The sequence below is a fragment of the Bacillus salacetis genome (genome assembly GCF_049177075.1).
GTDB lineage: Bacteria > Bacillota > Bacilli > Bacillales > Bacillaceae_B > Rossellomorea > Rossellomorea salacetis_A.
In genome coordinates this window covers 2290910-2302924 of sequence record NZ_CP185377.1, presented here as the reverse complement: position 1 = coordinate 2302924, position 12015 = coordinate 2290910, and the positions used below count along the sequence as shown (strand labels likewise).

At 38.3% G+C, this 12015-nt stretch carries 15 protein-coding genes; 11 read left to right on the top strand and 4 right to left on the bottom strand.

Annotated features, from left to right (window positions below):
- Positions 1-31: 31 nt before the first annotated feature.
- Entirely contained in the window at positions 32-763 is a 732-nt protein-coding gene (locus tag ACOJQI_RS11925) for a hypothetical protein (protein ID WP_421378015.1), read from the top strand.
- Positions 764-951: 188 nt separating this feature from the next.
- Here ACOJQI_RS11925 and ACOJQI_RS11920 read toward each other — a convergent pair whose 3' ends face one another.
- Both ACOJQI_RS11920 and ACOJQI_RS11915 read right to left on the bottom strand, forming a co-directional pair.
- A complete protein-coding gene (locus tag ACOJQI_RS11920; protein ID WP_421385465.1) occupies positions 952-1485 on the bottom strand; it encodes a dihydrofolate reductase family protein in 534 nt (177 codons plus the stop codon).
- Between the two features lie 82 nt (positions 1486-1567).
- The gene (locus ACOJQI_RS11915; RefSeq protein WP_421378013.1) at positions 1568-2806 is read right to left on the bottom strand and encodes an NADH:flavin oxidoreductase/NADH oxidase family protein; all 1239 of its coding nucleotides are present in this window, start codon (positions 2804-2806) and stop codon (positions 1568-1570) included.
- 134 nt (positions 2807-2940) lie between these two features.
- On the opposite strand from ACOJQI_RS11915, the gene ACOJQI_RS11910 reads away from it, so the two are divergent.
- A complete protein-coding gene (locus tag ACOJQI_RS11910) occupies positions 2941-3306 on the top strand; it encodes a hypothetical protein (RefSeq protein ID WP_421378011.1) in 366 nt (121 codons plus the stop codon).
- Positions 3307-3551: 245 nt separating this feature from the next.
- Here ACOJQI_RS11910 and ACOJQI_RS11905 read toward each other — a convergent pair whose 3' ends face one another.
- Positions 3552-4022, bottom strand: a complete 471-nt coding sequence (locus tag ACOJQI_RS11905) for a tRNA (cytidine(34)-2'-O)-methyltransferase (RefSeq protein ID WP_421378009.1) — start codon at positions 4020-4022, stop codon at positions 3552-3554.
- A 183-nt stretch (positions 4023-4205) separates the two neighbouring features.
- Between ACOJQI_RS11905 and ACOJQI_RS11900 the strand changes: the two genes are divergently transcribed.
- The 9 genes from ACOJQI_RS11900 to ACOJQI_RS11860 all read left to right on the top strand — a co-directional run bounded on the left by ACOJQI_RS11900 (position 4206) and on the right by ACOJQI_RS11860 (position 11234).
- The gene (locus tag ACOJQI_RS11900; protein WP_421378007.1) at positions 4206-4988 is read left to right on the top strand and encodes a nitroreductase family protein; all 783 of its coding nucleotides are present in this window, start codon (positions 4206-4208) and stop codon (positions 4986-4988) included.
- 51 nt (positions 4989-5039) lie between these two features.
- The gene (locus tag ACOJQI_RS11895; RefSeq protein WP_421378005.1) at positions 5040-5831 is read left to right on the top strand and encodes a hypothetical protein; all 792 of its coding nucleotides are present in this window, start codon (positions 5040-5042) and stop codon (positions 5829-5831) included.
- A gap of 322 nt (positions 5832-6153) precedes the next feature.
- A complete protein-coding gene (locus ACOJQI_RS11890) occupies positions 6154-6348 on the top strand; it encodes a hypothetical protein (RefSeq protein ID WP_421378003.1) in 195 nt (64 codons plus the stop codon).
- Positions 6345-6662 (top strand): hypothetical protein, encoded by a 318-nt coding sequence (locus ACOJQI_RS11885; protein WP_421378001.1) that lies wholly within the window; start codon positions 6345-6347, stop codon positions 6660-6662. Before ACOJQI_RS11890 ends, ACOJQI_RS11885 begins: the two co-directional genes overlap by 4 nt.
- A gap of 52 nt (positions 6663-6714) precedes the next feature.
- The gene (locus ACOJQI_RS11880; protein WP_421377998.1) at positions 6715-7038 is read left to right on the top strand and encodes a phosphoribosyl-ATP pyrophosphohydrolase; all 324 of its coding nucleotides are present in this window, start codon (positions 6715-6717) and stop codon (positions 7036-7038) included.
- A gap of 166 nt (positions 7039-7204) precedes the next feature.
- Positions 7205-8587: a DEAD/DEAH box helicase family protein gene (locus ACOJQI_RS11875; protein ID WP_421377996.1), complete on the top strand. Its 1383-nt coding sequence runs from the start codon at positions 7205-7207 to the stop codon at positions 8585-8587.
- Between the two features lie 11 nt (positions 8588-8598).
- Positions 8599-8775 (top strand): hypothetical protein, encoded by a 177-nt coding sequence (locus ACOJQI_RS11870; RefSeq protein WP_421377994.1) that lies wholly within the window; start codon positions 8599-8601, stop codon positions 8773-8775.
- Positions 8775-10763 carry an AAA family ATPase gene (locus ACOJQI_RS11865; protein WP_421377992.1) on the top strand — a complete coding sequence of 663 codons (1989 nt, stop codon included), beginning with the start codon at positions 8775-8777 and terminating at the stop codon, positions 10761-10763. The genes ACOJQI_RS11870 and ACOJQI_RS11865 overlap by 1 nt, the downstream gene beginning before the upstream one ends.
- On the top strand, positions 10764-11234 hold the full coding sequence (locus tag ACOJQI_RS11860) for a DNA phosphorothioation-associated protein 4 (RefSeq protein WP_421377990.1): 471 nt from the start codon (positions 10764-10766) through the stop codon (positions 11232-11234).
- Positions 11235-11246: 12 nt separating this feature from the next.
- Here the strand turns inward: ACOJQI_RS11860 and ACOJQI_RS11855 are convergent, their stop codons facing one another.
- Complete coding sequence (locus ACOJQI_RS11855; protein ID WP_421377988.1) at positions 11247-12005, bottom strand: hypothetical protein; 759 nt, start codon at positions 12003-12005, stop codon at positions 11247-11249.
- Positions 12006-12015: the final 10 nt, after the last annotated feature.

Here is a 12015-nt window from a genome sequence, read left to right as displayed (position 1 = left end):
TCTGAAAAAGGTGTAAGGTGATTCTTTAAAAATGATAAAAAGAAAACCGCTTTACCTATGTTTTCTATTGCTGATATTGCTTGCACTGCTGACCGCATGCCGGATCGACTTTTCTGGAAAAGAAGAATTTGCCATGAAAGCCTTCCAGGCGAAAAATGAACAAAAACGAAAGAATGCGGCCCCTGAAACCGCCCAAAAGGAATCGAATGAAGAAACGGATGAGAAAACGGAGGCACCAGATAAATCAGAACCTGTGCCATCCATGGAAAACGCGGCCTATACATTAAATGGTACCGTCACTGTGGAAGGGGACAACCTTCATATTCAAGGGACAACTTCCCTGCCTCCCGGTGCTATCGTAGGCGTGAGGCTGAGAAGGTATCCAAATGGAACGGAGTTAGAAGCAATCAAGGAATACCGTATCGAACCTTCCAGTATAGTGGATGAGCGGGATGCCATGGAGGTCAGCGGCGATGGAACCTTTGAAAGAAGCGTGAAGCGGCCTGATAATCCCTTCCGGTACAGAATTGAGTTATATTTTATTCCCAATGAAGCAGAAAAAAATGTACAGGATAAACTAGCATCAGAATATGGAGATATAGAATTGCTGCCGGGAATGATACCAATCGACACCTTAACCACGAATCCTCACAAAGAGAGAATACTTCCAGGTTTTATGAAATACGGCAATTTATTAAAAGAGGATGATGAGGGCGGGGATCATACAGTAGTTGAATTGGTTCCTGTGAAAAATATTCCCTAACGTTACTTAACAACGAAAAAGGCTTAGAAGTTCACCTTCTAAGCCTTTTTAATGGTACTGAAACCGCCTACTATTACAACCATTCCGGCGCTTCGAGATCTTCTCTAGCGTGAAGGGCGTATTGAAACGTTCTGAAGTTGTTCATGGTATAAAATAAGGACAGTAAATAAACTGTCCCGCTAATTTGTTCATTTATTAACAGTATAATGAAGCTCTACAAACTGATTGAACGTTCTTGTTCCTTCTAATCGTAAATCCAGTTGGTAGTCACCCTCTTTAAACAAAGGTATTCCATTGCCGATAACGGAGGGGGCAATCGTTAAAATGATTTCATCGACTAAGTTATCTCTGAAAAAAGCCTCCAGTATCTCACCGCCGCCAACCATCCAAATCTTTTTACCATCTTCGCTTTTAAGGCGGTTTGTGAAATCCACTAGATCTTCATTTATAAATCGGACATCTTCTGTATCCTCTACAAGAGACCGTGTGAAAACATAGCAATCTTTGTTTTTATAGGGAAATTCTCCAGTTTCGTGTTTCATGATCCAGTCATATGTTCTTTTCCCCATTAAAACAGCATCGACTGTGTCATAAAACTCAGAGTATCCGTTATCGCCTTCACCTTCGACCTTAAATAACCAATCCAACGAATCGTCTTTAGTGGCTATGTATCCATCCAGGCTCGAAGCGATAAATACGACCAGGCTTCTTTTTTTAGTCATCATTTCATCCACCTAACATTAAGAATGTATGTTCGAATACATCATAGCAAACTCCAACCGCGAGTAAAAGACTATGACTCAATTATCCTCGACGCTTTTTAAAAACAGCAGTCCCGTTGGTTGTGAGGGTGTGCAATAATGCCAGCCAAACACTATGACCGGGTTTAGGAGGTTTTCCCTTTCCCATTCGTGCCAGCTGCTGCTCGTACCAGATAATCTCTAACATGGACGCCGCTTTATCGAGCGGTTTCAATCCTGTTTTCATCGGTTTTAACTGTATGGTTTCATAGGTTCCTTGAAAAATTCGATTTGGCAGGTCAGGGATCAAAGCAAGGGGCTTGGCGATTCCCACCATATCAATTTCACCCTGTACAATCGCGTCCGTCATAGCCTTTTCAGAACGAAAGCCTCCGGTGACGACCAATGGTGTAGAAACGATTTCCCTTACCTTTGCGGCGAATTCCAAGAAATAGGCTTCCCGTTTCTTTGTGCTTTCTTTGACATTCGCCCCCTGCATCATCGGATTCTCATAATTTCCGCCTGAGACTTCGATAAGATCTATGCCCGCATCAGCCAGCCTGCGGATGACCTCCAATGATTCCTCTTCCGTAAAACCGCCCCGCTGAAAATCAGCAGAATTCAACTTGATTCCAATTGGGAAGTCCTCGCCGGTCTGTTTCCGAATCTCATGATAGACTTCCAGTAAAAATCTCATTCGATTCTCCAAAGAGCCGCCCCATTCATCAGTGCGCTTGTTATGATAGGGAGATAAAAACTGACTGATAAGATAACCGTGGGCACCATGGATCTGCACACCGGTAAATCCAGCTTTCTGTGCGACCTTGGCGGTGTTTCCAAACCGGGTAATCAATTCCTGAATTTCCTCTCCGGTAAGAGCCCTCGGTTCATTGAAAAATTTTTTTAGATTGCCGGAAAGCGGTATGGCGCTTGGAGCCACAGGTTTGGTAGACAGTGTTCTCGGCGACTGCTTTCCGGGATGATTTAATTGCATCCATAGGTGTGTACCATTCTTCGTTCCAGCCTTAGCCCACTCACTGAGCATCTCCATATCTCTTTCATCCTCAATGACGATGTTCCCGGACTCACCAAGGGCATTTCTGTCGATCATGACATTTCCTGTCACAACAAGCCCTGTACCTCCGTCTGCCCAGGTGTTGTATAGGGTGGCGAGAGCAGGAGACGAGTCATTATCCTTTGTTCCAAGAGCTTCACTCATCGCTGATTTGAAAAAACGGTTCTTTATGATTGTTCCATTAGGAAGAGTTATCGGTTTTGATAGGGGATGTATGTTGTTTTCCAAATATAATCACCTCTGTCATTTTTTCATCCTTCCTTTATAATCAAGGTTGATGGAAGGTTTAGAATTTTTGATATAGCAGAACAAGCTGCAGGTGTTATAATAAGTATAGACTATATGGGAAGGAGGAAGCTGTGATGGAAGATCTTCTAAAACAAATTTTGACCGAAGTGAAAGGCTTAAAAGCAGACGTAGGTGGTTTAAAGACAGATGTTGGCGATTTAAAAACAGACGTAGGTGGATTAAAAACACATGTCGGCGAGCTAAAAACAGATATCGGAGAGTTAAAACTAGACGTTGGCGTATTAAAATCTGGTGTAGGAGAATTAAAAGCTGGACAAGCAAGACTTGAAGCCGGGCAACAAAAGTTACAGAAAAACTTTATTGAAAGCCTTGGTACTTTCACAGATAGAATCACTGGACATGTAGATGATAAAACTGAAGCATTAAATAAAAGAGTTTACAGAATTGAATCAGAAATTGAACGATTAAGCAGACAGTAAGGAGTATATCCAAAATGGCTCCCAATATTTTCTAACTTAACTTTATGTGTATTTTCCCCTGTAATACCCCACTCGATAACATACTTACTCAAATCCTTTTAATTAACATTCTGCAGTTAGTTGTCTATGCTCAGATAAACACCGATAACTGATCCTGAGCAATCCCCATTGAAAATGTACTTGTTTTGTTTGCCATTCCCGCTTTCTTTTAAGCTCAAAAAAAATCTTCCATACCGGAAGATTTTTTATTTTAAATGAGGATAACCCTGCTGGCGCAGCGCCTCATACACCAATATAGCGGCCGTATTTGAAAGGTTCAGTGAACGAACATGATCATTCATCGGGATTCTCAAAAAGTGGCCTGGATATCTTTCCGGTAAATCTTCCGGTAAACCTGTAGTTTCTTTTCCAAACATAAAATAATGTTCCTTGGAATCATCACTGAAATCAAAGGATGAGTGGGTTTTCTCACCATATGTCTCTATATAGTAAAACTCTCCATTATTCTTTGAAAAGAAGTCATCCAATGAATCATAATACGTAATGTTTGTAGAGTTCCAATGATCAAGTCCTGCACGTTTGATCATTTTTTCATCTGTTGAAAATCCGATTGGACGGATTAAATGCAAAGCGGTATCCGTTGCGGCACAGGTAAGTGCGATATTGCCGGTATTAGCCGGTATTTCAGGTTGATATAGTACTACATGAATGGCCAAGAATGTCACCTCTATCTTTATTTTCCACTTCGCATTATACCATATATGCTGGTATGCCTGCGTGCGGACTGGCCCATTTCCTCGCCAATGCTTTCATCAATTGGGAAGGAATTGAAGGAAAATCACGTTAGTAACCGGAATAAGGTACAATACACAAAAAAATGACAGAAGGGAATGGGTTGTATGGAAGTGAACGAGGTTATACACGGACACAGGTCGATCAGGAAATATGAAGACAGGGATGTAAGCCAGGAATTGCTGGACCGGATACTGGAAGCAGGCATTCGTGCTTCTTCAAGCGGAAATATGCAGTCTTATTCCATTGTCGTTACCAGGGACAAAGAGCTTCGGAAAAAATTATATTCTGCGCATATGGAACAGTCCATGGTTGTAGATGCACCGGTGCTGATTACATTTTGTGCAGATTTTAATAGAATGAGGAAATGGCTTTCACTCAACGACGCACCTGTCCATTTTGATAATTATATGAGCTTTTTGATTGGTGCCATTGATGCAACCTTGGCATCACAGAATTGTGCATTAGCGGCAGAAAATGAGGGTTTGGGCATTTGTTATATGGGTTCGACACTTGCAAACTGTGATCAAATTGGTGAATTATTGAACTTACCTGAGAATGTCGTACCTGTGGTTGGTTTTTCATTAGGATATTCAGCAGAAGACCCTGCTCCGCGGGACAGGCTGCCACAGCATGGAATTGTTCATCATGAGCAGTACCAGGATTATTCTGATGAAGAGATCAAGGAGATCTATAACGAAAGAAATGAAAAGGGCTGGGAACGCTACATGGCCAACCCGAAGCTGAAGGAAATGACGGAAAGGTTAGGGCTCAAGAATTTAGCCCAAATATACACCATTGCCAAATACACGAAAGAATCTCATCATGAGTTTTCTCAGACTGTATTAAACTATTTGGAAAGACAGAATTTCATGAACAACGGACAGTAATTTACTTTTCAAGTGTCTTATTCAATCAGTGAGGTACGAAGGAGGAGTGAGATGAAGAAAGCATTGCTGTGTTTGGTTTTATTCCTCAGTGCATGCGGCACAGTGAGTCAACCGAGGAATGGTGATACAGAGTCGCTCACCCATACTTTTGAAAAGAATGGTCTTTCCTTAAAGGCAGAAATTCATATAGGGAAAAAAATCAAAGTGGATGCAGCCATCACCAATATAAGTGGAGAAAATATAATTTATAACGGCAGATGTGGAGTACCCTTTGGTATCAATGTGAAAAAGGGGGATGCCGATTCCTACCTCGTTTCAGATAACGACTCTAATAATGCCGCATGTGATGATATGTTCGATCCCGCTGATTTAAGAGAGCTGGATCCGGATGAGACCTTGAAAAAAGAGGTGGCTTTCAAGCGGAAGGTGAAGGTATCGGATAATCAAACAGCAGAGGCATTCAGCGGCAAATATGAGGTAACCTTCTCTTTTGAATTGCATGAAAGAGAATCATTTGAAACTTCAATACCTATCAAACTGTCGAATGCTGAAAAACCTGATATTTTGACTATGGAGCAGGCGCGTGAGACGGCTAAAGTGAATAGCGAAGTGAAAGAATGGTTTGCTCATTATGAACAAGAAGGCATAACCGTCAAGCCTGAAGAAGCCATGCTCAGCTCGGGAATGTGGACTGTTGCTTTTTATGCTGTAGAACAATCTGAAGCGGTCAAGCGAATCGTCATCAATTTGGATGCCGAGTCAGGGAAATTAAAGGGCATCCACCAACAAAATCTAGGCAAAGGTCCAGATGCAAAGTACTTCCTTAAAGAACAAGAAGAGTAAGGTGACCGACCATCTACAGAGACTTTTTAAATAATAAATGAATTGTTGAAGAAGAGGATCCAAGAGTGAAAACGCAAGAGCCAGTACTTTTACTAAACAGATCCATAATGGGGTAAAAGGAGCTTGTCCATATGCGGATAAGCTTCTTTTTTGGTTACTAATCTGAACTAGGCTGCAGGTTCTATCATTGTAACTACTGACTTGAATTCTCGTATATAGCTATAGGATGGTCATTACATGGCAGTTCACTGTTTCTTTTTCATTTTAAAATCCGGATATTCTTAATTATGTTAAAATATAGAAAAAGGACACGGGGGACACTATGGATAAACAAAGAACGTTATTTTATGGATTCATTGTCGGTTTTGCAATGCTGGTGCTGCCTATTCCTAACTTTTTCTTCTTTAACGGGGTTATAGAGGACATTGGTATACTATTTGATTACATAGGATTTGCCCTATTTGTCGTTTGCGGAATTTCCTTGATTATTAAAGTAGCACAGAGTTTCCTGACATGAATAAAAGCCCTCAGCAAAAGCTTCATGACATATTCAGCAGCATAGTGATTTACCCGGAATATGCCCCAAGACCAATAATCATCACCAGGTACAATTGGAATGGAAGCATGGAAGACTTCATTGTGGAATACTACATAAACCAGCAAAAGGTTATTTTTCATTATAGTAATGAACTAGCAGAAGGAACAGGGGAAGACTTACAGAACCTGGACCCGTTTGAACAATTAGAAATAGAAGTTAAGTATGTTAAAAGGATGTATGAGAGAGGGATAGGTGCGAAGGAGTATTACCCTTTTACAGAGGCCGTCGATTGATAAAAGAAAAACAGAGCATTATATCTGTTATAAATAACTTGGAGGGACCCATATGCCCATATACAACAAACTAGTCCGTGATAAAATCCCGGAAATCATTGAATCAAACGGAAAGAAATTCACCACCAGAATCCTTTCTAACGAAGAATACATAACAGAATTGAAGAATAAAAGTTTTGAAGAATTAGAGGAGTATAGAAATGCTATAACAAGGGAAGAAGCCCTGGAAGAGCTGGCTGACCTGATGGAGATTGTTCATGCATTTGCCAGGTCCCATGGAACCAACCTTGAGGAAGTGGAAGAAATCCGCCGGAATAGAGCAGAAGACCATGGCGGATTTAATGAGAAGATTTTTTTGATTGATGTAGAGGATTAAACGGGGAATTCCTAACACTTTAATTGTTAATAGAAACCGGTTTTTCTCAGGGGGAAGATGGTATTCACTCTGAGTTTTTTATTTTAAATACTACTTTTCCAAGCAAAGAAACCTAGTATAAATGTGATATAATAATTCTAATTATTGTAAAAAGAGGGTAAATTCTATGATTAACGAAAATCTTGATGCAAAATACCCAATAATGCCAGAGAATATTAAGCTTAGAGACTATCAAAAGCAAGCTATCCAAGCTTGGTTTTTTAATAACGGTCAAGGCTTATATGAAATGGCTACAGGGACAGGGAAGACGCTCACCGCTTTAAGTACTGCTGCAAAGCTTGCTGAACACCTCTCTTCATTGGCTATTATTATTGTCTGTCCTTATACACATTTAGTTGATCAGTGGGTTAAAGATATTAAAAAGTATAATATGGATCCTATAGTTGCATATAAATCAAAAAAATTATGGAATAAGAGACTTAGTGAGGAAATTACAGCTTTTAATACAGGGTTAATAAATCACTATTGCTGTATTACTACAAATGCTACTTTTTCTTCTGATGCAATGCAGAGTGAAATTAGAAGAATAAGGGGAAATGTCTTGATAATTGCAGATGAAGCGCACCATTTGGGCTCTAAGCAAACTATAGAGATTCTACCTGTAAATATTAAATTCCGACTTGCATTATCGGCCACTCCTAATCGCTGGTATGATGATTCAGGTACTCAAAAACTTCTAAAATATTTTGGTGGAAAAGTTGTTTTTGAATATGGATTGGAAAAAGCAATCGGGACACATCTTACTAACTATTATTACTTTCCACACCTGGTCTATCTTGATTCAGATGAAGCTGAACAGTATTTTGAAATAACCAATAAGTTAGTTAAGTTTATGTTTGGTGATGAAGGACTAGATTTTGATGATTCTGGAGTAAGCAACTTATTAATTAAGCGTGCTCGTATTTTAAGTATGGCCAGGAATAAAATACAAAAATTAGCAAACTTAATGAAAGATCGAACTGATTCTTTATACAATATAGTTTATTGCGGAGATAGTAAGGTAGATGGGGAAAAGCAGCTTGATGTTGTGGTTGACCTCCTACGTAAGCAATTTAAGATGAATGTACATACTTTCACATCTAGAGAAGATAAAAATTTAAGATCAATTTTATTAGACGAATTTGAATTAGGTAAGTTGCAGGCTTTAGTCGCCATCAAATGTCTGGATGAAGGGGTGGATGTTCCTGCTACTCAAACAGCCTACATTTTGGCTAGCAGCACTAACCCTAGAGAGTTCATTCAGCGAAGAGGAAGAGTTTTGAGAAAACATCCATTAAAAGAGTTTTCTTATATTCATGATTTTATTGTGCTTCCAAGAAGAATTGAAGATCTACCCCAGGTAGAGCCTAATGTATTTAACATTGAGAGGAATCTGCTAAAGAGGGAAATGGCTCGTTTTACAGAATTTGCACAGCTGGCAATGAACGGACCTGAAGCACATGAGAAGTTAAATGAGATTAAACATGCATATAACCTGCTGGATATTTAGGAGGAAAAGAAATGACGAATGAACAAAATGAAATGAATAAACTACTAGAACAATTAAATGAGAAGGAAATTTTAATTTTCAAGGAAATTCTCCAAACTGAAAAAGAATTCTTACATAGAAAAAGCCTGCAGGGTACTTCGGTTATCAGTGATATTGTTGAAATTGTTAAAGAAAGGATTGCTGAGTAGTGCTTTTAGAATCTATAACTTTGAAAAACTTTAGGCAGTATTACGGTGAGCAGACAATTACCTTTTCTACGTCTAAGGAACAAAACATTACCGTTATTCATGGAGAAAATGGTTCAGGAAAAACAGCTCTATTAAATGCTTTCAGCTGGTGTCTATATGGCTACCTAAATTTACCTCAACCACAGAGCATTGTTAATGAACATGCTGTGAATGAAGCTGTTACAGGTGACACTGTCTCAGCAGAAGTCACAATCGAGTTTTGGGATAGAGATTTAAAATACATACTTTCAAGAACTTTTAAAGGGAAAAAAGGGAGAGAGGGCAATGTTGAAGTTCCTGATGTAGACGTAAAGCTGGTTTACATACGGAACGGCATTTCTCAAAAAGTTAATAATCCAAGCGTTGAAATTAATCGAATTCTCCCTGAAAACTTAAGAAGTTATTTCTTCTTTGACGGAGAACGAATTGATAATCTTTCTAAAGAAGAGGGTTCAAGCGATGTGAAGGATGCTATCAAAACAATGATGGGGCTTGAAATCCTTGAACGTTCAATGAAACATACCGAAACTGCAAGGAAACGCTTTTTAGAAGAAATGAAACACTATTCAGATTCTGATACCATTGCTTTAATAGAAAAGGAAGAAGCTTTAGAGAAAGAAATCGAGAATTTTAATACTATCCAAGATCAATATGAGAAAAATATATCTCTTAATAATAAACAGATAAAAGAAAAAGAAGAAAGATTGAAAGAGATTGAAGGGTCAAAACAACTGCAAGAAAAGCGGGATAACAAGCAGAGAGAGCTCAAAACAATTAAAGAAGAATTAGAGAAATACAGCAAACAAATAGTAGACCATATTAGTAAGAGAGGCTACTTAGCTTTTACTGGAGCAGTGGTAGAAAAGTCGAGAAAAGAATTAGAAGGAACTGGAGAAGGAGAAGGGGTTATTACAGGAGTTTCCTCTGACTTCATTAGAGAACGGTTAGATAAGAAAGAGTGTATATGTGGTGAAGTCTTAGCTCCTGAAAGCCGAGGATATAAGAATGTAGAAACAATGCTGGAATATCTTGCTCCAAAGAGTTTAGATTCAGCTATTGCGAGCTTTAAAGGGGATCTAAAAGTAGTCGATATTGAAAGAAAAAATTTATTCCATCAATTAAAAAGCTTGAAACAATCAAGGCTACAGTTAAAGCAGAGAATGAGAGAGTTACAGGAACAAATTGAAGAAATAAGTAAACAACTTTCAAGTAAAGACTCAGAAGAAATTGCAGACTTGGAAAAGAGTCGAAATAAACTGGTTGAGCAAAATGCAGAAATGAACCAGAAGATAGGACGTATTCGCTTTGAAAGAGAAAATAAAGCAGAAGAGTTAAAAGAACTGCAAAAAACGAGGAAAAAGACTGAGAGTAAGCTGGAAAAAGCAACTTTAACTCAAAAGAGGATGGATACTTGCGAGAAGCTGGTTAAAGTTATGGGTATCCTCTTTGATATAAGAGAAAAAGCTGTAAAAGAAAATCTTCAGAAAAGAATATCTGAAGTATATGCTAAGTTCCTGCGAAAAGGCTACACGATACAACTAACCGATGAGTATGAGCTCAAAGTAATAAACCAAAATGATAAACAAGTTGGCATGTCACAAGGTGAACGACAAATAACGAGTTTATCTTTTATTGGAGCCATAGTTGATATTGCCAGGGAGCACTATAATCGTGAGCAGAAACAAACTTTTGAAGAAGGCGGGATCTACCCTCTGGTTATGGATTCACCTTTTGGGGCTTTAGATTCTGATCATAGAGAGAGAATTGCTCAGGGAATTAATAAACTGGCAGATCAGGTAATCGTAATAGTATCAACCTCTCAGTGGAGAGGGGAAGTTGAAGGGCAAATGAAGGAGCTTATTGGGAAGGAATACGTCTTGAATTATAATGATCCTCGTCTCGATCCATCCCAGCCATCTGAGTTTACAGAAGTAAGAGAGGTGTATTAAATGGCTTACAGAAGAATTCGTAGACCTAAGAATCAAGAGCATATCTATAAGGAGTTAACCGATACTGATGAGTTTGGTATATTCCAATCTTACAAAGATCTTTTTATGATGGCAGGCATAGTCGGGTTTGTTGAGAAAAAGAGAAAAAGCTTTGAAGGCAGCTTAGAAGGGATTAATTGGAATATTTTTAACCTGGATACCGATGAAGCTATTATCAATGCGGTTGCCCTAAACGAGACAGGTGATCAAAGCATAATAAATACAATTGATGGTGACAGTTTTGATAGAAAGATCACTATATTCGAAGAATATGCAGCAGGTGGAGCTGAAGTCCTATACAGTAAACTCAAGGATCATCCAAGAAATGCTGTAGATATTCTCTATGAGTATATGTTAAGTATGGAGAAAGTTAAAAGTGAATCAGACCGGGATGTAGAAGATATTAGAAAGATCATCTTGTCTTTCGACTAAACAAAAAAGAGCCTATTTTGGCTCTTTTGTTTTTTCTTCTATCCAGCTTTTAATTATATCAGAAATGGTCTGATTTTCATCTGTACTAAATTTTATAAGGTTCCGAAAAGTATCTTTATCTAGAAATATTGGAACTTCAACTTTTGAATTTGAATCTGCTTTTCTTTCTAAAATAAGCGATTTAATAATCAAAAGTTCGTCTACAGAAAAGTACGATTCAATTTGTTTGCTCATAGAGGAAGGGTTTACTTTTTCCTGTTGTAATGGCAACTCTTCAGAGGGGCTATTGTTTTCCCTGGAGGAGGAAACTTGATAATCGTTACTCTCGTCTTCTGAAAGGTTGAGTTTTTTCTGAAGTGTTTCATAATTTATTCTGTGTTTTCTCGCATATTCATATAAAGAGATTTCAGAATCTTTCAGGTTCTTTTTAAGAACCTTTAATAAAGTTAACTCTGATAAGTTTGTCCAGACATTGAATAAGTGATTATAATTGTAGCCGTTATTTCTTAGAAGTACTCTTATTGCAGTCTTATTCATTTTAAATTTTTTTTCAACTTGTGAAAAAGTTTCTCCATTATTTAGTCGGTCAACAATAGCTTTAACTATTAGTTTGGTCTCTAAGTTAGGTGTTTCGGAAGAATTAAGCTTATTTTCTGTGCTATTTTCTTGCCCCTGTGTTAATTCGTTTGATTTAATTTCAGGTTCATCTTGAGTTGTGCCTTTCTGTATTTTCTTTTCATATACTTCTTCAACTAACTTTAAGATGTCCATCAAATTAAAT

Excerpts from the sequence above, each read along its gene's own strand:
- ACOJQI_RS11925 (WP_421378015.1), top strand. The coding sequence starts at position 32 with ATGATAAAAAGAAAACCGCTTTACCTATGTTTTCTATTGCTGATATTG.
- ACOJQI_RS11920 (WP_421385465.1), bottom strand. The coding sequence starts at position 1,485 with ATGACTAAAAAAAGAAGCCTGGTCGTATTTATCGCTTCGAGCCTGGAT.
- ACOJQI_RS11910 (WP_421378011.1), top strand. The coding sequence starts at position 2,941 with ATGGAAGATCTTCTAAAACAAATTTTGACCGAAGTGAAAGGCTTAAAA.
- ACOJQI_RS11900 (WP_421378007.1), top strand. The coding sequence starts at position 4,206 with ATGGAAGTGAACGAGGTTATACACGGACACAGGTCGATCAGGAAATAT.
- ACOJQI_RS11895 (WP_421378005.1), top strand. The coding sequence starts at position 5,040 with ATGAAGAAAGCATTGCTGTGTTTGGTTTTATTCCTCAGTGCATGCGGC.
- ACOJQI_RS11890 (WP_421378003.1), top strand. The coding sequence starts at position 6,154 with ATGGATAAACAAAGAACGTTATTTTATGGATTCATTGTCGGTTTTGCA.
- ACOJQI_RS11885 (WP_421378001.1), top strand. The coding sequence starts at position 6,345 with ATGAATAAAAGCCCTCAGCAAAAGCTTCATGACATATTCAGCAGCATA.
- ACOJQI_RS11880 (WP_421377998.1), top strand. The coding sequence starts at position 6,715 with ATGCCCATATACAACAAACTAGTCCGTGATAAAATCCCGGAAATCATT.
- ACOJQI_RS11875 (WP_421377996.1), top strand. The coding sequence starts at position 7,205 with ATGATTAACGAAAATCTTGATGCAAAATACCCAATAATGCCAGAGAAT.
- ACOJQI_RS11870 (WP_421377994.1), top strand. The coding sequence starts at position 8,599 with ATGACGAATGAACAAAATGAAATGAATAAACTACTAGAACAATTAAAT.
- ACOJQI_RS11860 (WP_421377990.1), top strand. The coding sequence starts at position 10,764 with ATGGCTTACAGAAGAATTCGTAGACCTAAGAATCAAGAGCATATCTAT.
- ACOJQI_RS11855 (WP_421377988.1), bottom strand. The coding sequence starts at position 12,005 with ATGGACATCTTAAAGTTAGTTGAAGAAGTATATGAAAAGAAAATACAG.